Here is a 23,886-nt window from a genome sequence, read left to right as displayed (position 1 = left end):
AAGCGGGGTCCCGGGACGCGGGACAGGACCCGGAGGCGGGGCGGAGGCGGGGGGAGGCGGGACGGCCCGGCGGCTCAGGGGCCGTGGACGCCCTTGACCGTCTCCATCAGGCGGGCGAGGACCCGGCCGCCGGAGACGCGCAGACCGTCGTGCTCCCACTCGTTGGTCACCCAGGCCCGCACCCCGCCCACCGCGCGGGCCGTCTCCATCGACAGGCCCTCGTCGACGTACATGTCGTCGTAGTACACGGCGGCGGCGACCGGGACCCGGTTGGCCGCCAGCCGTACCGGGTCGTAGAGGGCGGGCCAGCCGGAGCGGGCCGCGATGATCTCGGCGGCGCCCCTGAAGGGGCGCAGCGCGGCGATCTCGTCGAACATCCAGGGGTAGATCATCTCCCCGGTGGGCAGCAGCGGGCGCGCGTCCTCGGCGAAGTCCTCCGGCAGCAGGCGGTGCGCGGCCCAGGCGGTGGCGCCGCCCTGGGCGTAGATCGACTCGTGCAGGACCGCGTAGAGCGGGTTGCCGACGAACCCGGTGGCCGTCATGACCTCGTACAGGAACGGGTCGGAGAGCCGGTCGCCGGCCCACGCCTCCTCCAGCATCCAGTGCAGGCGGTCGGCGCCGTCGCCCGTCCCCAGGCACATGCCGAGGCTCTGCAGGCGGCGCACGGTCAGCCGGTCGCCGTCGGGCAGCAGGACCTCCCGGTCGCGCAGATGGTCGGCGATCGCGTCCAGGCGGGCGGAGTCGCCGGGGTGGCGGGCGAAGTACCGCTCGGCCTTGGCGCGGACCCTGGGGTAGGTCCGCGCGTAGACGTCGTCGGCGCTCGCCGCGAGCCCGGCCAGGCCGCCGGTGACGTAGCAGGCGGAAAGGCCCTCGGGCGCCCGCGACAGGTAGGTCAGCGTGACGAACCCGCCGTAGCTCTGGCCGAGGGTCTCCCACGGCCGCCCGCCGCACAGCTCGCGGCGGATCAGCTCGGCGTCGGCGACGATCGCGTCGGCGCGGAAGTGCGCGAGGCGGGCGGCCAGTCCGGCGTCGGAGCCGGAGACGGTCGCGGCGGTGACCGGGGTGCTGCGGCCGGTTCCCCGCTGGTCGAGCAGGAGCACCCGGTGGGTCTTCAGCGCCTGCCCCAGCCAGCCGTCCGCGCCGGTCGGCCGCGGCGACCTGCCGCCCGGCCCGCCCTGCAGGAAGAGCAGCCACGGCAGGTCCTCGTCCCGCCTGGCCGGGTCCACCGCCTCCCGGGCGAAGACCTCGATGGTCTCGCCTCCGGGGTCGGCGTGGTCGAGGGGGACGGTGAGGACGTGGTCGGTGAGGGCCACGCCGGGCAGCAGGACGGTCACCCGCCGAACGGTACCGGAAAGCGGCGAACCGGCGGACTCCTCGCCGCGCGCCTGCTCGGCGTTCCCCCGGCCGACGTCTACGATTCCTGGTCGTGACGATCGACAACGGCGGGGACGACCCCGCCTACCGGCGGCTCGCTGACGTCCTCCGGACGCAGATCACCCGCGGCGAGATGGAGATGGACCGCCCGATCCCCTCCGTGGAGGCCCTCGGGGAACGGTACGGCCTCACCCCCGAGGACGTACGGCGGGCGGTCCAGGTGCTCCGGGACGAGGGGCTCCTCTACACGCTGGAGGGCACGGGGGACTTCGTGTCCTCGCGCGCCGAGGAGACCGGCGGCGGCTGACCCGCGGCCGCCGGGCGCTCCGTGCCGCCGGGCGCTCCGTGCCGCCGGGTGCTCCGTACCGCCGGGTGCTCCGTGCCGCCAGTCGGCTCCGGGCCGCCGGGTTCCACGGGTGCGACGCCGGACGAGCCCGTCCGCGCGGAGCCGGCCGGAAGCCCTCCGGAGCCGCCGTGAGCGTCCGGAGCGGACGTGGCGTCGGGGCCGCGGGCTCAGCCCGCCGGTGGCTCGTCTCCCCCGGCGCCGAACGCCCTGGCCAGCAGGTAGCAGCCCAGCGCCAGGACGGCCCACGCCGCGGTGGCGGCGGTCAGGACCGCCCACAGCGGCCACCGGGCGGCCAGCCCGGCGGCGAGGACCGCGGCGAAGCCGAACAGCCCCACCGCGCCGAAGGTCGCGCCCCGGGCCTCGTTGCGGGCCTGGCGCACGCTCTCCTTCTTGGCGACCAGCGTCAGCGACGCCATCAGGATCGCCGGGAACGCCAGGAAGAGGCCGCCGAACCGCGGACCGGCCACCGTGGCGATCACGGCGGCGAGGGCGGAGACCCCGGCGCCGAACCCGAACCGGACCAGCCACTCGCGCGGCCTGGTCTCCGCGAGCTTGCGGGGGGCGAACCGTACCTCGTCGCGCCGCTCGTCGTCCCGCCGGCGGCCGCCGGAGCCATCGCGATCGCCGTGGAAGCCGTGGCCGCCGCGATCGTCGTGGGGACCGGTGCGGCCGCCGCCGGAGTCGCGCCCGCCGGGCAGGCCGCGGCGCCGGTCCTCGTGGTCGCCGTGGAGGTCGCTCGTCACGGCCACACCACCAGGTAGCCCGCCACGGCCGCGACCAGCCAGACGCCGAGCGCGGCCGCCGACCCCTTCCAGGCGCCCCACCGCTTCAGCAGCGGCACCCCCACCAGGCAGTAGACGACGAACGCGATCGCCCCGACCGCCATGCCCAGTGCCGCCTGACGGACGTCGGACACCCCGCTGAGTCCGGCCGTCACCAGCATGCCGCCCAGGGCCACGGACGGAGCCGCGGAGAACACGCCCGCCAGCCTCTTCGGGGCGATCGCCTCCGCCAGCGCGGCGAACAGCAGCACGAACAACCCGCCCGCCGCGGCCTTGAGCAACACCTTGACGACTTCGAGCCCCATGGCACTCCTTCTCCCGGGCATCCTCCACCCAGGCCACCACGCTGCCCGCGGTTCCGCCGGTCATGCCCTCCGCCACGCCGTACGGCCGCCGGAATCCGGCCCCGGGAGCGGGTCCCCTCCGGGCCGGCGCCGCCCGCCGCGCGGCGGGTCAGGGCCCGTCGTCCTCGCCCCAGGCCCGCCGGACGGCGGCCGGCAGGCCGTAGGGGTGCCCCCGGGGGGCGGTGATCCTCGGATCCCGGCGCAGCTCCTTCACCAGGGCCACGCAGAGCAGGAGCATGACGGCCACGAACGGCAGCGCGACCAGGATCGTGGCGCGCTGCAGCCCTTCCAGGCCGCCCGCCAGCAGGAGCACCAGGGCGATCATGCCGGTCAGCACCCCCCACATCACGACCAGCGGCCGGGGCGGGTGGAGCGATCCCCTGCTGGACAGCGAGCCGAGGACGAGCGCGGCCGCGTCCGCGCCGCTGACGAAGTAGAGCGCGACGAGGATCACGGTGATCGCGGTGGTGACCAGGGCCAGGGGCAGGTGGTCGAGCAGCGTGAACATCGCCGACTCCGGTCCCTTGGCGAGGGTCGCGGAGAAGTCCACCGTGCCCTCGCGCTGGAACCACACGGCGGCGCCGCCGCTGATGACGAACCAGAGCACGCTGACGCCGGACGGGACGAGCAGGACACCGATGACGAACTCGCGGACGGTCCGCCCCCGGGAGATCCGGGCGATGAAGGCCCCGACGAACGGCGCCCACGACATCCACCACGCCCAGTAGAAGATGGTCCAGGTCCCGAGCCACTGCTTGTCGATGAACGCCCCCGTCCGCGAGGACATGGGGATGAGGTCCTGCAGGTAGCCGCCGACCGACGCGGGGAGCAGGTCGAGGGTGGCGATCGTGGGGCCGAAGACGAAGATGAGCACGGCCAGGAGGGCGGCCAGGTAGAGGTTGGCGGTGCTCAGCCACTGCACGCCCCGGTGCACGCCGGTCGCCGCCGAGACGACGAAGGCGGCGGTCAGCACGATGATGACGACCACCTCCAGCCGCCGGCCGCTGAGCCCGAACAGCGCGTTGAGGCCGTACTCCACCTGCAGGGCTCCCAGCCCCAGGCTGGTGGCGGTGCCGAAGACCGTGGCGAGGAGCGCCAGTAGATCCAGTGCCCGTCCCGCGAGCGGCCGGGGCCTGCCGCCGAACAGCGGGATGAAGGCGTCGCTGAACCGGTTGCCGCGCCCCATGCGGAAGGTCGAGTACGCCAGGGCCAGTCCGGTGATCGCGTAGATGGCCCAGGGGTGCAGGGTCCAGTGGAACAGCGAGTACTCCATCGCGACGCGCGCGGCCTCCGGCGAGCCCGCGGTGACGCCCAGTCCCGGAGGCGGCCGGAGCAGGTGCGTGACGGGCTCGGCGACGCCGTAGAACATGAGGCCGATGCCCATGCCGGCGCTGAACATCATCGCGACCCACGCGAGGTTGGAGAACTCCGGGGTGTCGTCGTCCTTGCCGAGCCGGATCGTGCCGTACCGGCTCGCCGCCAGTACGACCGCCAGGACCAGGAAGAGGTCGGCGGCGACCACGAACAGCCAGCCGAAGCCGTCGAGCACCCAGCCGAGCGCGTCCGTGCCCGCCGTGTTCAGCGATTCCGGGGAGATCACCCCCCACGCCACCATCGCGAGCAGCAGCGCCACGGCGACCGCTGCCAGCGGGACATCGAGTTTCCGCATGGAACCGGGCCCCCGTCATCGATGCATCCCCCGTATCCGGCTTACTGCCCGGTGCGAAGTTCGCGAACCGTGACAACCGTCCCGGGGGGTGAGACCGTCGAACAACCGACGGCGCTCGGAGGGGGACTGGATGGTTCCGGGATACCGCGAGGTGCGAGAGCTCGGCGGCGGGGGCGGCGGCCGCGTGGTGCTGGCCACCTACGAGGCCACCGGCGCCTATGTGGCCATCAAGTATCTCGGCGCCTCCCTGCGGGACTCCCCCGGGTTCCTGGCCGGGTTCCGGCGGGACGCCCACGTCCTGGCGGACCTGCGCGATCCCAACGTGGTCTCGTTCCACGAGTACTACGAGGACGTGATCCAGGCCGCGATCGTGATGGAGCTGGTGGACGGGGTCCCGCTCCGGAGGATCCTGGCCCGGCACGGCGCCCTCGGCCCCGAGGCCGCGCTGGTGGTGCTGCGGGACTCGCTGGCGGGCCTCGCGGCCGCGCACTCCGCGGGAGTGGTGCACCGCGGCCACCGGCCGGAGAACGTGCTCGTCCAGGCGGACGGCGCCGGCAAGCTGACGGACTTCGGCGTGGCCGCCCGCACCGGCGGGCCGGGGCCGCCGGGCGGCCTGCCCTACGCGGCGCCCGAGTGGTGGGACGGGCTCCCGGCCGGTCCGGCGGGCGACCTGTACGCGGCCGCGTGCGTGTTCTTCGAGTGCCTCACGGGGCGCCCGCCGTACGGCACGGCGCACGCGGGGCCCGGCCCGGAGACCGCGGGACCGGCGGAGCTCGCGGAGCTCGCGGAGCTCGCGGAGCTTGGGCGGCGGCACCGGATCGAGCCGGTCCCGGTGGAGGCGGTTCCGGCCCCGGCCCCTCGGCTCCACGGGCTCCGCGAGCTGGTGACACGCGGACTGGCCAAGGACCCGGCGGACCGGCCGGCCACGGCCCGGGAATTCGCCGCGGCCCTGGAGTCGGTCGCGCCCGCGGCCTGCGGGCCGGACTGGGAGCGGCGGGGGCGGCAACGCCTGGCCGAGCTCGCCATCGGGCTGGCGCTGGCGTTCCCGCTGGCCAGGACCACTCCCAGGGCCGGCGTCCCGAAGCCCGGGAACGCGGCCGGCCGGGCGGGCACGGCGCGCCGGCCCCGGCTCGGCCCGCGGATCGCGGCGGCCGCGGGGATGATCGGCGTCGCGGTCGTCACCGGACTGGTGGTCGCGGGCCGGACCCCCGACCGGCTCGCCTCGGGCACGGTCTTCACTCCCGCCCCGGGACGGCACGCGGGCGGCACGGCCGCCTCCGGCGACCACGGGACGGCCCGGCCGGCCGGCCGCGGACGGTCCCGGGACCCCGTCGTCCCCAGCCCCTCCCCCGGGCCGCCGAGGAGCGCCGCCCCCGGCCGGACCGCGCCGCCCGCGCCCACCGGGCCGGGCGGTTCCCCGGACCGGTCCGCTCCTCCGGCTCCCACCGGCGGGCCCGGGCGTCCCGGCCCCACCGCGCGGCCGGGCAGTCCGGGACCCACCGCGACGGCCACCGGTCCGGGCCGGCCGGGTCCCACCGCGACGGCCACCGTCCCCGGCCGGCCGAGCCCGACGGGATCGGCGCCCTCCCCGGGCACGCCGCCCCCGGCCGGGCCTTCGCCCACCCCCTCTCCCGGCGCCCCGGCCGCGGAGGCGGAGATCATCTCGTTCGACGGCTCCGAGGTCGGCTTCCGGGTGCGGGCCGCGGGCACCTCGGCGGTGACCGTGCGGCTGGGGTTCGCCCAGAAGGTCGTCGGCGGCGAGGGCGGGCTGACCGGCGGCGTCCGCACCCTGACGCTGTCCGGTCTGACGGAGTACACCCGCCGGGTCCCCGGGGAGTTCGCCGCCCTTCCCCCCTGCGGGGAGTACGCCCACCGGCTGGTGACGATCGCCGTCGTCCCCGGCGGCGAGATGCGCTCCCGGGACGTGCGGCTGGGCCTGCCCGCCTGCGGGCGGGGCACGGCCTCCGGGCCTTCCGGGCGCTCCGGCCTCTCCGGCTCCTCCGGCTTTTCCGGACCTTCCGGGCTCTCCGGGCCCTCCGCTCCGGAGGCGGACCCGGATCGCACCGGGACAGACTCCGGCGTCTCCGGGACGGGCGGCCTCCCGGAAATCGGAGACCTCACGGGGACGGACGACGTCTCGGAGGCGGCGGGGGCGGGTGGCTGAGTGGAGGTCCGGCCCGGCGGCGGACGGCCGAGTGGAGTCCGGCCCGGCAGGCGGACGGCCGAGCGGGTTCCGGCCCCCCGAAAACCGGGTGAAGCACGGCCGGTACCCAGGTTTCGCAAAAAATCACCTGGAACCTCGTCTTGTAGCTGGAAACCGGCATCGCTAGCTTGTCGATCGACAACCGACCCCCGCGGAGGCTTCCTTGACCAAGCTTGGCAACGTCCTGATCCCCGTGGCCGACATGGGAGAGGCGATCGCCTTCTACTCCGGGACGCTCGGCCTGGCGGTGCGCTTCCGCGACGGCGACCGGTTCGCGGCCCTGGACGGGGGCGGCGCCACGGTCGCGCTGGTGGCGGCGGAGGAGCGGGTGGCCGGGGAGGTCACCGCGCCGTCCTACCGGGTGGACGACGTCGCGCGGGCCGTACGGGAGCTGGCGGACGCGGGCGCGACGGTGGTGCGCGAGCCGGAGGCGGGACCGCACGAGACGAGGGCGGTGCTCCGCGACCCCTCGGGGAACACCCTCGTCCTCTACGCACCCATCTGAGTGGTCCTACCCAGTTTTGAGATCTATGCACGCTTTACCGTGACGTAACCTATTCTTGAAGCATGTAACCCCTCCCGTCACGGAAGACACTGGCCAATGGTGCCGCCACACGCGCCCCGGTCCCTCTCCGACCGCCCGCGTGAACGCACCATCGTTCGACCCCGTCCCCGATGCCCAGGTCGCGAAGGCGGCGCGACCACACACGCGTGGCCATCGGGGTTCTCGCGAAACTCTCTATGACCCCTGAGATGCACAAGTTCATCGAGCTGCTGGAAAGCCAGCTCGGTTACTCCGAGAAGTCGGACGGTTACACGAAGTTCGGCGGCTGGTACGACGGCACCGTGGTGTCGAAGGACGACTACTCCTCCGCCCCCTGGTGCGACATGTACCTGTCGTGGGCGGCGCACAAGCTCGGCTACGAGAGCTGGGTGGGGCAGTTCGCCTACACCGTCTACCACGCGCGGTGGTTCAAGGAGCAGGACGCCTGGGGCACCACCCCGGAGCCCGGCGCCATCGTCTTCTTCGACTGGGGCGGCTCGAACAAGATCGACCGCATCGACCACGTGGGCATCGTGACCAAGGTCGAGGGCCGGAAGATCCACACGATCGAGGGCAACATCGACGGCGGGGTCGCCAAGCGCAAGGTGCGCGACACCGACAAGGTCGTCGGCTACGGCTACCCCGAGAAGATCAAGGCCCGGCTGGAGAAGGAGGCGGCCCAGAAGAAGACCGTCGTCACCTCCTCCGACGTCCGGTCCGACAACTCGGTGGAGGTCTCGCCCGACCCCGGTGTGCTGGCGCTGTTCGCCGTGCCCGACCCCGTGCCGGTCGAGAAGACCGGCACGAAGACGACCGCCAAGCCCGCTCCCAAGCACGCCAAGGGCCCCGGCAAGCACGCCGCCCCCTCGCCGTCCCCCGCCCAGGCCGAGGCCCCGGCGACCACGACCACGACCGTCAACGGCGTCGGCACCGGTACGGCGGGCGCCACCGGGACCACCGGCACGACGGGCGCGACGGCGGGGATCACCGGCACGACGGCCGGGCAGGCCGCCGCGCCGTCCGGGACCTCGGCCGGAAAGCACGCCAAGCCGGCCACCGCGGACACCAAGGCGATCTCCGCGGACCCGGTCGCCTCCGGCCGCGACCTGTCCCTGCCCGTCCCCCAGCTCGGCAGCCCGACCGTTCTCGCGCCGGTCCTGCTCACCGCGATGGCGATGATCGCCCATGCCAGGATGAAGCAGTCGCGGACCCGCCTCGCCTTCGCCGGCGCGGTCCCCGCGGCCCCGTCGCGGAAGGCGCCCGCCCGCCGGGCCCCCGGCCGCCGCCGCGCACCGGGACGCCGCCGGATGACCAAGAACGCGCCTGCCACGGCCGTGTCCCCCGTCTCCACGGCCCCGGTCGTCGAGTCGCGGACCGCCGGGACGGTCCTCCCCGAGATCACGCCCACCCCGGTCCCCATCCCCGCGGCCACCACGGCGCGGGACGGCCGGGTGTCCCTCCCCGGGGCCGCGACCGCACGGACGGCCGTCTCCACCACCGCGGCGGTCCCGCCGGCCGAGCAGGCCGTCGTCACGGCCTCGTCCCTGCACGTCTACCGGGCCGACGAGGCCCTGCCGGCGGCACTCGCCCGTACCGGCTCCCACGGCGCGGGGGCCGAGCCGTTCCCCGACGCGGCCAGCCTCACGCACGCCGAGGAGACCGACCTGACGGCCCTCCTCGCCCGCGTGAGCGAGACGGCGGAGAGCTGGCTCTCCGCCGTCTCCGGGGACCGCCCCGAGGCCGCCTCCGAGAGCTGGTTCTCCCCCGTATCGGGCAGCCGGTCCACGACCGCCTCCGAGGGCTGGTTCGCGTCCGTTCCGGAGAGCCGGTCGGGCGCGGCCGGGGACGCCGCAGGGACCGGAGACGCCGGGAGGCCGGAGCGGGCTCCGGACCGGGAGATCTCCCCGGTCCGCCGCCACGACGGCCCGAGGGCGCCCTACCAGGGCAGACGCCGCCTGCGCGAGCATCCCGCCGAGGCCATCGCCTTCACGCAGGACGCCCGGCAGCAGGACCGGCGGCACCATCGCGAGCACCCGCTGGAGACGTCGGCCTTCGCCCAGGACGTCCCGCTGCGCGGCCGGCGGCACCGGCGTTCCGAGTCCGTGGCCGGCACGACCGTCCGGCTCGGGCCCGCCCCGGCCGTCCGCACCCGGTCCGTCGACCTCCCGAACCGGTCCGTCGACCTCCTGAGCCGGTCCGCGGACGTCCTGAGCCGGTCCGCGGCCGTCCTCGCCCAGGAGGACATCGTGGTCGGCGGTGACGTCCTGGTGCGCGGCGGTTACCGGGGACGCCGCCGGGCGAAAATCCCGGAGCGGGTGTGACCGCCGCTCCCGGCCCCGCGAGGGATCCGGGAACGGCGCGCCCGAAGGTCTCCGGATGCCCCATGACGTCCGGGGACCCGCGGGTCTCCGGGCGCTCCATGACGTCCGGGGGCCCGCCGGGAGCGGCGCCTCAGCGCCCGTCGTCCGGGTGCCGGCCGAGACCGCGGCGCAGCCGTTCCAGCTCCGCCTCCAGATCGGCGATCCTGGTGTCGGCCCCGGGGCCGGCCTGCGGGGCCTGACCGTACGGCGGCTGCGGGGCGACGGCGGGGCCGTCCCCCGGCCCCATCGGGAGGGGGTGCGGCGATCGCCGCGAGTGGACGGGCCGCCGCGGCGCGCCGTACGGATCGTGCCCGCCGTACGGGTCCGCGCCGTACGGGTCGTACCGTCCGGACCGGTCGCCCTGGGGCACGGGCCCGTGCCCCGCCATCCGGGGGGCCTGCCGCGCGTCGTACGGGATCTCGGGGAAGGGCGCCGGCGCCTTCGGGCGGCGCCTGCGCCCGAGCACGACGGCCAGGGCGCCGAGCGCGGCCACGAGCGCCAGGCCTCCGCCGCCCCACATCAGCCACGGCGGGATCGGGCCCGGGCTCCTGTCCCGGCCCGCGGTGATGGCCTGCTGGGAGTCGGAGATGTACCGGGCGACGTAGGGGTGGTTCGGGTGCAGCGCCTGGACCTCCCGGAACTTCGGCAGCGCCTCGGAGTAGTGGTCGGCGAAGAACAGCTCCAGCGCCTCGTTGTAGGTCCTCGTCGTCACCGACTCGGCGGGCCGGATGTTCTTCTCGTTCAGCTTCTCCTTGACGACGCCGACCGGCAGCACGAAGCTCTCCCCCTCGGTGGAGCCTCCGTCCTGCTGGATCAGCCCGCCGACCAGGATGCCGATGACCTTGCCGTCCCTGCTGAACACCGGTCCACCGGAGTTCCCCGGGTAGGAGGGCGCCTGCGTCTGGATGTACGGCACGCCCTCGGGGGTCTGCCTGGAGGCGTTGTAGGGGCCCTCGGTGAACGCGGGTTCGAGCTTGGACTCGATGTTGAAGATCGAGGTCTGCGTCACCGTGCCGGGGAAACCGCTGATGTAGAGCGTGTCGCCGACCCGCACGTCGGAGTCGGCGCCCAGCGGAACGGTCGGCAGGTTGTTCATGCCGTTGGCCTTGAGGATCGCGACGTCCTTGCCCGGGTAGACCGTCCCCCTGGCGACCAGCTCGATGGGGACCGCCTTGGCGGTCTTGTCCACGCCGCCGCCGGGCAGGCTCTGCAGCAGGGACAGCGAGCTCTCGACGTTACGGATCTTGATGTTGTCGGCGTTCCAGATCTGGAAGATCTTGGCGGCGGTCCGGACGATCTCGTCGTCGGAGGCGAACTCGCCGAGGTCGGCCACCAGGTCGGCGGCGTCCTTCTTGTTGATCTTCTCGAGTGCCTGGGACGCGAAGGTCCGCGCCAGCTGGGCGTCCTCCTGACCGACGCAGTGGGCGGCGGTGACCATGTAGCCGTCCGGCGTGACCCACCAGCCCGTGCACAGCCCGCCCGCGGTGGCCTTCACGACCCGCTCCGGCTTCCCCGGCGAGAAGTAACGGCCCGGGTTCCCGGCCATCTGCTGGACGATCCACCGGTAGATGCTGTTGTCGTCGGAGGAGATCTTGCCCGACCGGACGGCCTCGACCCCCTGTACGGTCAGGTTCCTGATCGCCGCCGGCTTGGCCACCGGGGTCGGCACCGCGACGTCGGCGGTGTAGGACACCGAGGTGAGCTGCACGGCCGGATGCGTCCGGGCCGCCAGCCGCGTTCCCACGGGAATCTCCGGATCCTTCGGGGCCGCCAGGGCGGCTCCGGGTGACGCCATGACGCCGGCCAGGACCAGTCCCGCCAGCCCGGCCGCGACGGTTGTTCGTGCCTGCATTAGCTCGCTCTCCCCAAACTCGCTTTCCGGAGCGGAGCATTCCGGGCACGACTTGGGGAGGACTTGGAACCGGCTGGCAGCCCCGCCCGCTCATCGGCGGAGCGCGGGCCGGGCACGCGGCGGGCCCCGTACGGCGCGGCCGGCGAGCGCTCCCCGTCCGGCGACGGGGCACGGGCCGGGGACGCGGCAAGGGCCGGGGACGCGGACACGCGGCCCGCGGCCCCGGCCTCTCGCGGGGCGCGTCAGCACGTCCACGGGCTCCAGGAGTTCCAGGAGGTCCAGGGGCTCCACGCGCTCCAGGTGCCGACGAGCCGTCCACGACGGCGGGCAGGGGGTGCAGGACGGCGAGCAGGAGGTGCAGCAGGTCCACCCGGACACGATCGGCGTGACCGGCGTCAGGATCTCGATCGGCCGCACCGGCACCGTCCCGATCGTCACCCCGGGGATCATCCGGACGGGCGGGACCACCGGAGGCGCCGGAGCCACCGGGACCGGCGGTCTCGGCCTCGCCGGGCCGGGAGGACCCGCGGACCCCGCCGGACCCGCGGGACCGGGTGGGCCTCCAGGCCCCAGCGCGTTCCCCGTGCCGGGGGGCTGGTCGCCGCCGGGGCTCCCGCCTGCCTGCCGGGGGCGGAGTGCGGCGCTCGCCCGCACCGTGGAAGAAGCACGTGAATCTCCCTGTGCCCTTGATGGCGGAAATCTTGCTTGATTACGCACCGAATGTGCTGATCAGCCAAAAAGGTACTTCGGGGTGCAAAAAACCATCCGGACCACACGGTTCGCCGGAAGCAAATAGATGCCAGGAAATCACAACCCTCGCACCTTCTCGCGGGGGTTGATCCCTGTTGTCGGATCCAATCCGAGAAACACCTGGCGCACCCGGTGCGCCTATCCGGAAAAGGCGATATTTCCGGCGGCCGGCGTCTCGACACGCCGGCCGGGGTGCCGCGCATGCCGGGGTCCAGGGCCGACAGGACGAACATGCGCGGCACGTCTTCCGAACCCGAGGGGCACGGAGGGCGACGGCTCCCGGTCGTGGGACGCGGACGGTGACGGCTCCCGGTCACGGGGTCGCGGACCGGGGACTCCGGCCGGGGACCGGACTCTCCCCGGCCGGAGGACTCGGAAAGACCCCGGCGCTCAGAAAGCGAAGACCAGGCCGGTAGCCCTGCGCAGCTCACAGGAGTTGGGGTAGGTCCGCTGGAACCGGATGTACCGGCCGTTCCAGGAGCCGTACGCCCGCGCCGTGACCGGCTGGTAGATGCGCGAGCAGAAGATCGGCGACACGACGCTGACGAACGCCGGGTTGCCCTGCGCCGGGGCCAGCTCCCTGCACGCCGCGTACGGGTTCGGGTGCGTACCGCGCACGGGAGAGCAGCTCAGCCAGACGGTCCGCGGCTGGGTGAACGGCCCGTAGGCCCTGGCGACCGACAGCGTGAGCTGCCTGACGCCGGGGAAGGGCGGCCTCACGGACGGAGGCGGCAGGGGCATGGGAGGCGGTACGGGCCGGCCGGGCCCAGGCGGTACGGGCATGGGAAGCGGTACGGGCCGGCCGGCCCCGGGCGGCATGGGCCGGGGACCGGGCGGAGGCGGCGGGATGTCCGCCGGGTCCGTCATGTCCTGCCAGGCCGGGTCCGCCTGGAGCTGCGCGGAGCCCGGGTCGTACCCGGGGTCGTACTCGGGATCGCTGGGCCCGGTGGCCGCCTGGGCGGCGGTGACGGTGCCGCCGAGCAGGATCAGGCCGGTGACGGTCGTGCACAAGAGACGTCGCATGGAATCCCCAAAGAAAACGCGTTGCCTGAAAGGCCGGAAAGGGGCTTTCCAGCCTTTTCGGGGGGATGATGTGCGTCCTGAACAGTGAAAATGCTATATCCGCTAAGGCCGGGATGTCGCATGGCGACTCGCCGCCGAACGTCATCTGTGACCCGTTTTTCCGGCACGGAACCGCTTAATCAACACATAACCGATTAATCAGCACAAAACTATCCGGCCGACGCGAAACCGCTCCGCCGGAACGGACAGGCGTCCCGGCCTCCGGCGCCATTCTCGCCGAGACCGGCGCCGCCGCGTGGGCTCATCGGGAAAACCGCGGGGAACTCGGCGAGGACGGCCCAGGCCGGCGCGGGTGACCCCGGGCCGGCGACGCGGGTCATCCCAGGCCGGCGCCGACGAGCCTGCCGCGCGGCTCCTCCGCCGGGGCCTCCTCCTCGTCGTGCCCCTCCACGGAGAGGTCCGGCAGGATCCGGTCCAGCCAGCGGGGGCACCACCAGTTCAGCCTGCCCAGCAGGGCCATGGTCGACGGCACCAGGAGCCCGCGGATGACGGTGGCGTCCACCGCGACGGCGACGGCGAGGCCGACACCGAAGATCTTGACCATGGGGTCGGGGTAGGCGATGAAGGCCACGAAGACGGCCACCATGATCAGGGCCGCGGAGGTGATGACCCGGCCGGTCGACCCCAGCCCTTCGGCCACCGCCCGGCGGTTGTCCCCGTGCCGCAGGTACGCCTGCCGTACGGCGGTGAGCAGGAAGACCTCGTAGTCCATCGACAGGCCGAACAGCACCGCGAACAGCATCAGCGGGATGTAGCTGTCGATCGGCACCGTGAAGAAGATCGCGGTCAGGAAGGAGTCGTCCACGCCGACCGGCGGGTCCATGCCGACCAGGGCGCTGCCCAGGCCGAAGGAGAAGACCAGCGACAGCGCGCCGAACGCCGCGCCGAGCGAGACCAGGTTCATCACCGCGGCCTTGATCGCCACCACGGGCGACCGGAACGCCAGGAGCAGCAGCAGCGCGCTCAGCGCCACCACGACGGCCATGACGATCGGGGTGCGCTCGGCCATCCGCGCGTTCGCGTCGGCCATGCCCGCCACCTTGCCGCCCACGTGCACCTCGGCCCCGTCGAGGCGGATCGCGCGCACGCCTTCGACCACGTCCAGCGCCCGCGGGTCGCCGGGGCCGTACTCGGGGATTGCCTGGACCAGCGCGGCGGTGCCGGTGTCGTTGAGGACGGGGTCGGCGGTGTGCGCCACGCCGTCGACCGCGGCGACCTTCCTCTTGAGCTCCTTGAGCACGGCCGGCTCGGGCCCCGAGGCCGGAGCCTTCTCGTCGAGCGAGGCCACCACGATCAGCGGCCCGTTGAACCCCGGCCCGAACCCGGCCTCCAGCAGCTCGTATGCGCGGCGGGCGTCGGTGCCCTTCTCGGCGTAGCCGTCGTCGAGCGTGCCGAGCTTCATCCCGAGGGCGGGGGCGGTCAGCGCGCCGAGGATCACGACGCTGAGCGCGAGCACCCGCCAGGGGCGTCGGGCGACCCAAGTGCCGAGCGCCGACCAGCCCGAGGCGCCGTGGCTTCCCTTCCGGCCGCCCGCGAACGGCAGGCGCAGCGCGTTCACCCGGTGGCCGAGCAGGCCGAGGAGCGCGGGCACCAGGGTGACCGCGGTGATCACCGCGCAGACGACCGAGACCCCGGTGATCCAGCCGAGCGTCTGCAGCATCGGGAACCCGGCGAGCATGAGCGCGCTGAGCGCGATGATCACCGTGCCGCCCGCGAAGACCACCGCGCTGCCGGAGCTCGCCACGACCCGGCGCACCGCCTCGTGCACCGGCACCCCGGCGGCCAGCAGCCCGCGGTGCCGGCTCAGCAGGAAGAGCGCGTAGTCGATGCCGACGCCGAGCCCGATCATCGTCGCCATGATGGATGCCTGCTTCGGCACGTCCACGACGTGCCCGAGCAGGCTGATCAGGCCCAGGCCGGTCGCGATGCTGATCAGCGCCGTGAAGATCGGGATCATCGCGGCCACCACGGTGCCGAACGCGAAGACCAGCACCAGCAGCGCGCAGAGCACGCCGATGATCTCGCTGGCCCCCGTCTTGATCTCCTTGTCGGCGGGGGTGGAGGCGACGGCGGGCACCGCCTCGATCCCCGCCGCCCGCGCGGGGGCCGCCGCGTCCGAGACCTGGCGGCTGATCTCGGCCACCTTGTCGGTGTCGTGGCCCTGGAGTTTGGCGGTGATGATGCCGATCTGGAGGCTGGAGGCCATTCCGCCGACCCGGTAGGGGGTCTGCACCTCGGTCACGTGGGGCAGCGCGCGGATCCCGTCCATCGCCCGCTGGACCGCGTCCTTGCGGCTCTTGGCGGTGAGGGGCCCGTCGGGCGAGTAGAGCACGATCTGGACCGTGCCGCCCGTGTCGTAGCCGGGGCCGAAGCCCTCGCGCATCAGGTCGTGCGCCCGCTGGGCGTCGGTGCCGGGGATGGCGACGTTGTTGTTCACCGGGCCGGGGAACAGCAGCGAGCCCGCGGTGAGCAGCACCGCCACGGCGACCCACAGCGCCAGCACGGCTCCGCCGTGCCGCGCGCACCAACTTCCCAGCCGCCCCAGCAAGCCCGACATCGGTGACCGTCCCCTTGAGAACCCTCGAAACCGGCGCGGCCCTCGTACGGCACGCGAAATCCCCAGGAGAGCGTATTGCGAAATATCACGAAATAAGGGATCTCAACGGTGAATGAGACGATGAACACACTCGTACGCCGGACCCCGTCCGCATCAGCCGCCCACCGGGACCGCCCCGGGCCGCCGCCCAGGCCCCAGCGGCCCCATCGACCCCAGGAACCCACAGGTCAACGCCGTGACGACGCCTCGCCCCGAATCCGGCTCAGCCTTCGCCCGCCGGGTCCTCCGAGGGGCCGGGCTGTTCCGTGGCGGGCGGGTCCGGCGGCGCGGAGGGGTCCGGCCCGGTGGAGGGCTCCCCGGGCCCCGGGCCGGACTGCCCGGCGACGCCGACGGTGATCACGACCGTGGCGCCCGGCGCGGCGCACCCGCCCGGCTCCGGGCTCTGGGCCAGCACCTTCCCGTCCCGCTCCGGGTCGTCGACGAGCCGGGGCCGGAGCCGTACGGCGAGCCCCGCCCCGCTCAGCGCGTCACGCGCGGCCTCCGCCGTCCGCCCCGCCACCGACGGCACCGCCGTGCCGCGCCGGGACACGACGAGCGCGACCCTGTCGCCGGAGGAGGCCCGCGCACCCGCGCCGGGGGTGCTGGCGAGCACCTCTCCCCCCGGCCGCGCCGAGCAACGCGTGGTCACCGCCCCCCGGGCCAGGCCCGCCCGGGTGAGGGCCGCCCCGGCGGCCTCCGTGTCCAGGCCGGCCAGCCGCGGGACGGCCACCCCCGCCGAGATCTCCAGATCGACCCTGGTCCCCCGGGCGACGGTGGCCCGCGCCCGCGGCCGGCTCCCCACGACCTGGCCGATCCGCCGGTCGGAGTCGGTCCGGGTGAGCGCGCCCAGGATCAGCCCGGCCTTCTCGATGAGCCGGGACGCCTCGGCGTGGTCGAGCCCGGCGAGCGCGGGAACGCTCACCCCCGGAACGGCCGGCGGCGGGGTGGAGGCGCCCTCTCCCGGCGGGACGGCGGTCTTCCCCGTCTGCGACCTCGTGGGCGGGACGCGCGGCGCGGTGGCGCCGGACGTGTTCTCGGCCGGGCGGGCCGTACGGCCGGGGTGCGCCGTGAGCCGGTCCCGCGTGCCGGTCTCGGCGGACGGACCGATCAGCCCGCCGCCCATGGCCTGGCTCCCGCCCCCGCCCACCGCGGGTACCAGTGCCCCCGCCAGCACCGCAGCGCTGACCAGCAGCGCGCCGGACATCGCGACGGAGGCCCTGGTGACCGCCCGCCGGGGATGGGCGGGCGGCTCGGTCACCCTGGCGGGGAAGGCGGCGGGGCCCGGTGCGGCGTCGTGGCCCGCCGCCCGCCCGGCGGACGGCGGACCCGCCGTGTGCCCCATGGACGACGGGTCCGCCGTGGACCCCTCGAACGGCGGGGGGCCCGCCGGGTGCCCCGCGGGTGACGAGTCGGCCGCGTGCCCCCCGGATGACGGGTCCCCCGCGTGCCCCGCGGACGACGGGTCCCCCGCGGGCCCCTCGAACGATGAGAGGCCCGCCGGGTATCCCGCGCGCGGCGGCCCGGTACGGCCCGCGCGCGACGTGACGCCCGCCGACGGCCCGCCGCCGTCCTCCCCGAGGAGTGCGAGCAGCAACTCCCGGCTCGTGGGGCGGTCGCGGAAGTCCTTGGCCAGACAGCCCGCGACCAGCCTGCCGAGCCAGCCGTCCAGGCGGCCCAGCTCGGGGGGCGCGGTGAGGACGCGGTGCAGCACCGCCGCGACCGAGTCATGGCCGAACGGGGGCCAGGCGTTGGCCGCGAAGCACACGGTGGCGCCCCAGGCGAAGACGTCTGCCGCCGGGCCCACCTCGGCCCCCTCCACCTGCTCGGGCGCCATGTAGGCGGGGGTGCCCGCGCCGCCGGACACCGGGGCGGCGCCGGTGTCCAGCGCCCTGGCCAGACCGAAGTCGATCACCCTGGGGCCGTCCGGGCCGAGCAGCACGTTCTGCGGCTTGAAGTCGCGGTGCACGATCCCGGCCCGGTGGATGGCGGCCAGCGCGGTGGCGGTGCCGATCGCCAGGCGTTCCAGGGCGCCTCCGGCCCGGGGGCCGCCGACCTCGACCTCCCGCTGGAGCGAGGGCCCGTCGACGAACTCGCTGACGATGTAGGGGCGGTCGCCCGCCAGCCCGGCGCCGACCACCTGGGCGATGCAGAAACGGGCGACCTGCTTGGCCAGCTCCGCCTCGCGCAGGAAGGCGTGCCGGTCCTCCCCGAGCGACCGGTACAGCAGCTTGACGGCGTAGTGCTCGTCCCCGCCCCCGGGACGCGCGGCGAGGTAGACCGTTCCCTGGCCCCCCTCCCCCAGACGGCCGATGACCTCGTACTCCCCGAGTCTCCGGGGGTCCGCTGACGTGAGCGGCTCCGTACGCGGCACGTGAGCCTCCCTCCCCCGCCGTCGCCCCTTGCATCCACTCAAGAAGAGGTGTCCCCGGCAGTCAACGGTGACCAGGCCACCGGCGGCCCGACCGTGACACTCATGTGATGCTCAGGTCAGTGCCTTTCCCCCCGATCCCCCCGAAACCGGCCCCGCTCGCCCCCGGGCGACCCGGTAGCCTGGCGAGGTGCTGGAACAGATCACGGCGACCCGCTACGTGACGCCCCTGCGGGAGGGCGGGTCGCTGCCCGGGGTGGTCGAGGCCGACGACCTCGGCACCTACGTCGTGAAGTTCCGGGGCGCCGGGCAGGGCCGCCGGGTGCTCGTCGCCGAGGTCGTCTGCGCCGAGCTGGCCAGGCGGCTCGGTTTCCGCACCCCCGAGCTGAAGGTGATCGACATCGACCCCCAGCTCGGCGCCCGCGAGCCCGACGAGGAGATCCAGGACCTGCTCAAGGCCAGCGAGGGCGCCAACCTCGCGGTCGACTTCCTGCCGGGGGCGCTGGGCTTCGAGCCCCTCACCTGGCCGCCCGACCCGGAGTTCGCCTCCCGGCTCATCTGGTTCGACGCGCTGATCCACAACGTCGACCGGAGCTGGCGCAACCCCAACCTCCTGCTGTGGCACGGCGACGTCTGGCTGATCGACCACGGCGCGGCCCTGTGGTTCCACCACAACTGGCCCACCGCCGACCCCCGGCGCGGCTTCCGCGCCGACGACCACGTGCTGGCCCCCTTCGCCACCGAGACGGCGCGGGCCGACGCCGAACTCGCTCCGATGATCACCCGGGACCTCCTCGACGCGGTGGTGGACGAGGTCCCCGACGAGTGGCTGGAGGACGAGCCGGGCTTCGACGGCGCGCAGGCCGTACGGCAGGCGTACGTCGACCACCTGCTGGCCCGTGTCCAGGAGCCGCGGACGTGGGTGCCGGAGCCGCCCGCCACGCCGGGGCGGGCCCCGCGGCAGGAGACGAAGACCGGCTCGGTGGGCGCGTTCTGGAAGGACAACCGGTGAGGGACGTCTACGAGTACGCCGTGATCCGGGTCATCCCCCGCGTCGAGCGCGGCGAGCTGATCAACGCCGGGGTGCTGCTCTACTGCCAGCCACGCGGCTACCTGTGCGCGCGGGTGGAGCTGGACGAGGCGCGGCTGCGCGCCCTGGATCCCCGGGCCGACACCGAGGGGGTACGGCAGGCCCTGGGCGTCTACCAGCGGTCCTGCACCGCCGAGGAGGGCCCGCTGGCCGCCGAGCCGCTGGGCGGCAGGTTCCGCTGGCTGACCGCCCCGCGCAGCACGATCGTGCAGACCGGCCCGGTCCACGCCGGCCTCACCGCCGACCCCGACGCGGAGCTGGAGCGCCTGATGACCTGCCTGGTGCGCGGCGTCTGACCCGGCGCGGCGCACCGGTCAACGGCCCTCCGCTCAGAACGGCACCTCAGAACAGCACCGACATGAAGGTGCCGACCTCCTCGAACCCGGCCTTGCGGTAGGCGGCCCTGGCGGGGGCGTTGTAGTCGTTGACGTACAGCGAGACCACCGGCGCGAAGCAGCCGAGCGCGTGCTGGATCACGGCGGCCATCCCGGCCGCCGCGTGCCCCCTGCCCCGCAGCTCGGGGTGGACCCACACGCCCTGCACCTGGCAGGCCAGCGGCGTCACCGCGCCGATCTCGGCCTTGAAGACGACCCGGCCGTCCTCGATCCGCGCGTAGGACCGGCCGATGCGGATCAGTTCGGCGACCCTGGAGCGGTATAACGCGCCGCCGTCCCCGGCCTCCGGGGAGACGCCCACCTCCTCGGTGAACATCGCCACGCAGGCCGGCAGGAGGATCTCGAACTCGTCGGGCCGGACCCGCCTGACCAGCGGGTCGGGTGGCACCGGCGACGGCCGGACGGCCGCCATCACCGGCTGCGCCCAGCGGACGGCCCGAGCCGGGCCCCAGTGGGGCTCCAGCCGCTCCCACAGCGGTCCCACGGCCTCCACGGGGCCGACGATCGACGAGCAGCGGCGGCCCTGCCTGCGGGCACGGTCGGCGAAGGCGTGCACGGCCTCGTGGCCGGCGTTGACCGGCACCAGGTTGGCGCCGGCGTAACAGAGGGCGGTCAGGCCGCCGCGCGGTCCGAAGCCCCACATCTGCCCGCCGAGCCTGGCCGGGCTGAGCCCGACGGCACGGACCCGGGAGGCCACGAAGACGTTGGCCACAGGGTCGGCGTCGAGCAGCGCCAGAACCTCGTCACGGTCGTTGTCGTCGAGCACGCGCGACGCCATCGTGCGGAGCATCACGGCCTCAGCCTACGCGACCCCCTCGATTTTGGCAGGAACCAACTCAGAGGCCGTCATCCCCCCATGGCGATCGCGCGGGCCACCGGGCGCTCCTCCGCGGGCACGGGCTCGGGGTTTCCGGCGCAGCGGACGTCGGCGGCGATTCCGGGACGACGTGCCGCGCCGTATGCGGATCCCGTCCCGTTCCCGGCCGTTCCGGTCCTGGCGGCTCCGGCACGGCGGGCGTCATCGGACGCGGCCGGCGGCGCGGACACGGGCAGGACACCGTCCCTCAGGTAGGCGAACAGGCGGCGGTCCACGCACGCGTTCCCGTCGAGGGCGACGCCGTGGTTGCCGCTCGTCGCGCTCACCAGCCGGGAGGCGGTGAACAGCCGGCGCAGCCGCAGCGCCCCGTCGTACGGCGTGGCGGCGTCCCGCTCGGCCTGGATGAGCAGGATCGGCGGGAGCCTCGGGTCGTCCCGCAGCCCGACCGGCGTGCCGCCCCGCTGCGGCCAGAACGCGCAGGGGGCGTTGTACCAGGCGTTGGACCAGGTGAGGAAGGGCGCCCGGCTGTGCATCCGCGTCATGTCCCGCCGCCAGACGCCCCAGTCACGCGGCCAGGCGGCGTCGCGGCACTGCACCGCGAGGTAGACCGCGTAGCTGTTCTCGGCCGCGGCGTCGGTCTCGACGTTGCGGCGGTAGGCGGCGAGCAGCGGCCCGGCGTCGCCCTTGCGGACGTAGGCGGAGAACGCCTTGGCGAACTGGGGCCAGACCAGGTCGGAGTAGCCCGCGACGGTGTAGAGGTCGTCGAGTTCGCTCGGGCCGAGCCTCCCGCCCGCCGGGTGGTCGCGCAGCCGGTCGCGCATGGCGTACCAGGCGAAGGAGACGGCCTTCTGGGTCGGGCCGAGCCGGTAGAGGTCGTTGTGGCGGGCCGTCCACCGCAGGAAGTCCTGGTGCCGCCGGTCGAAGGTGACGTTCTGCGCGAGGTTGGACTCGTACCAGATCCCCTTGGGGTCCACCACGCTGTCCAGGACCATCCGCCCGACCCGGTCGGGGAAGAGGGTGGCGTAGACCGCGCCGAGATAGGTGCCGTAGGAGTAGCCGAGATAGTTGATCCGCCGCTCGCCGAGCGCCTCCCGGATCGCGTCCATGTCCCGGGCGGAGTTCTCGGTGGTCATGTACGGCAGCAGCCAGTTCCACCGGCTCCCGCACGCCTCGGCGTACCGGCGGGCGCGGTCCGCCAGCACCGACTCCTCCCGGCGGTCGCGCGGCACGTAGTCGGGACGGGGGGCGTCGTAGAGCTTCCCGGGGCTCATGCAGCGCAGCACGGGCCGGCTCCTGCCGACGCCCCGCGGGTCGAAGCCCACCACGTCGAACCGGCCGGACAGGCCGGGAGGGAGTTGGGCGGCGACCCGCCGGGCAAGGTCGCGGCCCGAGGCGCCGGGCCCGCCCGGGTTGACCAGCAGCACCCCCAGGTGGTCGCGGCCGGGTGCGGCCGTCCCGCGGATCCGGGTCAGGGCCAGGCTGATCGTCCGGGACGGGTCGCCGTAGTCGAGCGGCACCCGCACCGAGGCGCACTCCTCGGTGTTCGCCGCCCGGCCGGGGACGGCCGGCGGCCCGAAGATCCCGGTGCCGTGCTGCCCGCCGCAGGGTTTCCAGGCCGGCTCGTCCCGCCGCTGCGCCACCGCCCCCTGGGGCGCCCCGAGCGCGGCGACCAGCAGCGATACGCCCCCGATGACCCCGATGACCCTTTTCACATCATCCCCCTACTCCTACGGCAGAGGTGATGGTCTCCCGGGGCGGGACGGGGCCACCGGCGACACGGCCGGTTCTTTACCGGCGCACGCCCGGCCGATTACCTCCGCGAGGGACGCGGGACCGACGGCGGCGCGCCCGGACCGGGAGGTCCGACGGCCGGCCCGGGAGGTCCGCCGCATCACGCCGGACGGCCCCGCGCGAACCGTCCGGGATCCGTCTCCGGTGAGCAGCGGACGCGTGGAGCGGCGGACCCTCGTCGAGGGCGGGTGGATTCCCTTCCCCCCTGACCTCAGGTGACGGTGGAGACGACCACCCGGCGGTTCCTGGCGCGTCCCGCCGGATCGTCCGAGCCGTCGGACCTGGTGTTCGGCTCGACCGGTTTGGCCTCGCCGTATCCCCGCGCCTTCAACCGTGATCGCGCCAGGCCCCCCTCGCTCGCCAGCCACTCGACGACCGCCTGGGCCCGCCGTTCGGACAGCGACCGGTTGTAGGAGTCGTCGCCCTTGGCGTCGGTGTGCCCGTCGACGGCGATCGGCGCGCCCGCTTCCGCCTTCTCCCCGATCTCCCGGGCGATGCGCCTGAGCTCGGAGGCGGCCGCGGGCTTGATGACCGCCTCGTCGAAGTCGAACAGCACGTCGGCCCTGAGAGTGAAGGCGATCGAGTCGTCTCCCTTCAGGATCTCGCTCTTGCCGACCTCGTACGACTTCAGCTCGGCGGCCGGGATCTCCACCGCGGGCACCTCGACCGCGGGCACCTCCACCGCCGGCACCTCGACGGCCGGGACGCACTCGTTCCGGTCGTTGCAGGCGTTCGGCCGGATGATGAACGGGCGGATGACGAACGGCCGGATCACGAACGGGCGGATGATGAACGGCCGGATCACGAATGACACGATCCCGCCCTCCTTCGGTTCGACCTGGCACACCTCGGGTGTCGACACGCCCTCGGCGTGCTGCGCCTCGGCCCGCTTTCCGTCGGCCCGAACCGGATCGAGCTTGATCCCGCCCGCGTCGACGCCGGGTATCTCGACCGGCGGGATCTCCACGGCGGGAATCGACACCGGCGGGATCGACGCCGCGCCGAGGCACCCTCCGGGAGCCGGGGCGATCTCGGTGCACTGGGCGGGAACGCGCTGTGCGGGGATGTCGACGCCGGGGATGGTGACGGCGGGAACGGTGGTGCCGCCGATCTTCGCCTCCGGGATGACCACCGGGTCGGCGTGCACGGCCGGGATGTCCACCGCCGGGATGAGCTTCCCGTTCGGGCAGTCCGCCGGCTCGGACCCGGTCGGCACCGGCGTCGGCGTCGGCGAGGCCGGGCCGCCGGACGCCTCGGTGGCCGTGGTGGTCGCGGTGGTCGCGGTGGTCGCGGTGGTCGCGGTGGTCGCGGTGGTCGCGGTGGCGCTTTGCGAGCTCGCGTGGGCCGGCGTCTGGCGCTCCTCCCCGCCCCCGCCGATCGTCGTGGCACCGCACGCGGCCGTCACCACGGCGAGCAGCGGTGTCAGAAACCTGATTCTCGTCGTGATGGATCTCCCGGGGATTCTCCACATGACCCTCGACGATAGGAGATCCACCTTCAGGATCCGTATAGCGCGTTCATC

18 protein-coding genes are annotated in these 23,886 nt (G+C 74.3%); 6 read left to right on the top strand and 12 right to left on the bottom strand.

Going from position 1 to position 23,886, the window contains the following annotated elements:
• Positions 1–74 precede the first annotated feature (74 nt).
• A complete protein-coding gene (locus ACZ6W9_RS11850; protein ID WP_389956173.1) occupies positions 75–1,334 on the bottom strand; it encodes an alpha/beta fold hydrolase in 1,260 nt (419 codons plus the stop codon).
• A gap of 92 nt (positions 1,335–1,426) precedes the next feature.
• Between ACZ6W9_RS11850 and ACZ6W9_RS11845 the strand changes: the two genes are divergently transcribed.
• The gene (locus ACZ6W9_RS11845; protein WP_389956175.1) at positions 1,427–1,681 is read left to right on the top strand and encodes a GntR family transcriptional regulator; all 255 of its coding nucleotides are present in this window, start codon (positions 1,427–1,429) and stop codon (positions 1,679–1,681) included.
• 206 nt (positions 1,682–1,887) lie between these two features.
• On the opposite strand, the gene ACZ6W9_RS11840 is transcribed toward ACZ6W9_RS11845, so the two are convergent.
• From ACZ6W9_RS11840 to ACZ6W9_RS11830, 3 genes are all read right to left on the bottom strand, one after another.
• Positions 1,888–2,463 (bottom strand): DUF3147 family protein, encoded by a 576-nt coding sequence (locus ACZ6W9_RS11840; protein ID WP_389956178.1) that lies wholly within the window; start codon positions 2,461–2,463, stop codon positions 1,888–1,890.
• Entirely contained in the window at positions 2,460–2,807 is a 348-nt protein-coding gene (locus ACZ6W9_RS11835; protein WP_389956181.1) for a DUF3147 family protein, read from the bottom strand. Before ACZ6W9_RS11835 ends, ACZ6W9_RS11840 begins: the two co-directional genes overlap by 4 nt.
• Before the next feature lie 148 nt (positions 2,808–2,955).
• Complete coding sequence (locus ACZ6W9_RS11830; protein ID WP_470117612.1) at positions 2,956–4,515, bottom strand: BCCT family transporter; 1,560 nt, start codon at positions 4,513–4,515, stop codon at positions 2,956–2,958.
• Between the two features lie 130 nt (positions 4,516–4,645).
• On the opposite strand from ACZ6W9_RS11830, the gene ACZ6W9_RS11825 reads away from it, so the two are divergent.
• From ACZ6W9_RS11825 to ACZ6W9_RS11815, 3 genes are all read left to right on the top strand, one after another.
• Positions 4,646–6,679 (top strand): protein kinase domain-containing protein, encoded by a 2,034-nt coding sequence (locus tag ACZ6W9_RS11825; protein ID WP_389956187.1) that lies wholly within the window; start codon positions 4,646–4,648, stop codon positions 6,677–6,679.
• Positions 6,680–6,881: 202 nt separating this feature from the next.
• Complete coding sequence (locus tag ACZ6W9_RS11820) at positions 6,882–7,223, top strand: VOC family protein (RefSeq protein ID WP_362942069.1); 342 nt, start codon at positions 6,882–6,884, stop codon at positions 7,221–7,223.
• Positions 7,224–7,471: 248 nt separating this feature from the next.
• Positions 7,472–9,583, top strand: coding sequence for a CHAP domain-containing protein (locus ACZ6W9_RS11815; protein ID WP_470117609.1), 2,112 nt, complete (start codon positions 7,472–7,474; stop codon positions 9,581–9,583).
• Positions 9,584–9,713: 130 nt separating this feature from the next.
• Here the strand turns inward: ACZ6W9_RS11815 and ACZ6W9_RS11810 are convergent, their stop codons facing one another.
• The 5 genes from ACZ6W9_RS11810 to ACZ6W9_RS11790 form a co-directional block, all read right to left on the bottom strand.
• Positions 9,714–11,474, bottom strand: coding sequence for a trypsin-like peptidase domain-containing protein (locus tag ACZ6W9_RS11810; protein WP_470117607.1), 1,761 nt, complete (start codon positions 11,472–11,474; stop codon positions 9,714–9,716).
• 90 nt (positions 11,475–11,564) lie between these two features.
• A complete protein-coding gene (locus ACZ6W9_RS11805) occupies positions 11,565–11,912 on the bottom strand; it encodes a hypothetical protein (protein WP_470117605.1) in 348 nt (115 codons plus the stop codon).
• 702 nt (positions 11,913–12,614) lie between these two features.
• A complete protein-coding gene (locus ACZ6W9_RS11800; RefSeq protein WP_389956200.1) occupies positions 12,615–13,247 on the bottom strand; it encodes an SSI family serine proteinase inhibitor in 633 nt (210 codons plus the stop codon).
• A 376-nt stretch (positions 13,248–13,623) separates the two neighbouring features.
• Positions 13,624–15,864 (bottom strand): MMPL family transporter, encoded by a 2,241-nt coding sequence (locus tag ACZ6W9_RS11795; RefSeq protein WP_470117602.1) that lies wholly within the window; start codon positions 15,862–15,864, stop codon positions 13,624–13,626.
• Positions 15,865–16,126: 262 nt separating this feature from the next.
• A complete protein-coding gene (locus tag ACZ6W9_RS11790) occupies positions 16,127–18,274 on the bottom strand; it encodes a serine/threonine-protein kinase (RefSeq protein WP_470117600.1) in 2,148 nt (715 codons plus the stop codon).
• A 187-nt stretch (positions 18,275–18,461) separates the two neighbouring features.
• On the opposite strand from ACZ6W9_RS11790, the gene ACZ6W9_RS11785 reads away from it, so the two are divergent.
• The gene (locus ACZ6W9_RS11785) at positions 18,462–19,283 is read left to right on the top strand and encodes a HipA family kinase (protein WP_362942048.1); all 822 of its coding nucleotides are present in this window, start codon (positions 18,462–18,464) and stop codon (positions 19,281–19,283) included.
• Positions 19,280–19,657 carry a DUF3037 domain-containing protein gene (locus ACZ6W9_RS11780; RefSeq protein WP_470117598.1) on the top strand — a complete coding sequence of 126 codons (378 nt, stop codon included), beginning with the start codon at positions 19,280–19,282 and terminating at the stop codon, positions 19,655–19,657. The genes ACZ6W9_RS11785 and ACZ6W9_RS11780 overlap by 4 nt, the downstream gene beginning before the upstream one ends.
• Before the next feature lie 46 nt (positions 19,658–19,703).
• Here the strand turns inward: ACZ6W9_RS11780 and ACZ6W9_RS11775 are convergent, their stop codons facing one another.
• The 3 genes from ACZ6W9_RS11775 to ACZ6W9_RS11765 all read right to left on the bottom strand — a co-directional run bounded on the left by ACZ6W9_RS11775 (position 19,704) and on the right by ACZ6W9_RS11765 (position 23,835).
• Positions 19,704–20,546, bottom strand: a complete 843-nt coding sequence (locus ACZ6W9_RS11775) for a GNAT family N-acetyltransferase (protein ID WP_362942173.1) — start codon at positions 20,544–20,546, stop codon at positions 19,704–19,706.
• A gap of 56 nt (positions 20,547–20,602) precedes the next feature.
• Positions 20,603–22,285, bottom strand: coding sequence for an alpha/beta hydrolase (locus ACZ6W9_RS11770; RefSeq protein WP_470117596.1), 1,683 nt, complete (start codon positions 22,283–22,285; stop codon positions 20,603–20,605).
• Between the two features lie 290 nt (positions 22,286–22,575).
• Complete coding sequence (locus ACZ6W9_RS11765; protein WP_470117594.1) at positions 22,576–23,835, bottom strand: OmpA family protein; 1,260 nt, start codon at positions 23,833–23,835, stop codon at positions 22,576–22,578.
• Positions 23,836–23,886 lie beyond the last annotated feature (51 nt).

The organism is Streptosporangium sp. NPDC053982, assembly GCF_055585205.1.
The sequence above is the reverse complement of the archived record's forward strand: the minus strand, read 5'-3'. Positions and strand labels throughout refer to the sequence as shown.

Coding starts and splice junctions, on each gene's coding strand:
- ACZ6W9_RS11795 (WP_470117602.1), bottom strand. CDS start 15,864: ATGTCGGGCTTGCTGGGGCGGCTGGGAAGTTGGTGCGCGCGGCACGGC.
- ACZ6W9_RS11825 (WP_389956187.1), top strand. CDS start 4,646: ATGGTTCCGGGATACCGCGAGGTGCGAGAGCTCGGCGGCGGGGGCGGC.
- ACZ6W9_RS11830 (WP_470117612.1), bottom strand. CDS start 4,515: ATGCGGAAACTCGATGTCCCGCTGGCAGCGGTCGCCGTGGCGCTGCTG.
- ACZ6W9_RS11775 (WP_362942173.1), bottom strand. CDS start 20,546: ATGCTCCGCACGATGGCGTCGCGCGTGCTCGACGACAACGACCGTGAC.
- ACZ6W9_RS11800 (WP_389956200.1), bottom strand. CDS start 13,247: ATGCGACGTCTCTTGTGCACGACCGTCACCGGCCTGATCCTGCTCGGC.
- ACZ6W9_RS11765 (WP_470117594.1), bottom strand. CDS start 23,835: ATGTGGAGAATCCCCGGGAGATCCATCACGACGAGAATCAGGTTTCTG.
- ACZ6W9_RS11815 (WP_470117609.1), top strand. CDS start 7,472: ATGCACAAGTTCATCGAGCTGCTGGAAAGCCAGCTCGGTTACTCCGAG.
- ACZ6W9_RS11810 (WP_470117607.1), bottom strand. CDS start 11,474: ATGCAGGCACGAACAACCGTCGCGGCCGGGCTGGCGGGACTGGTCCTG.
- ACZ6W9_RS11835 (WP_389956181.1), bottom strand. CDS start 2,807: ATGGGGCTCGAAGTCGTCAAGGTGTTGCTCAAGGCCGCGGCGGGCGGG.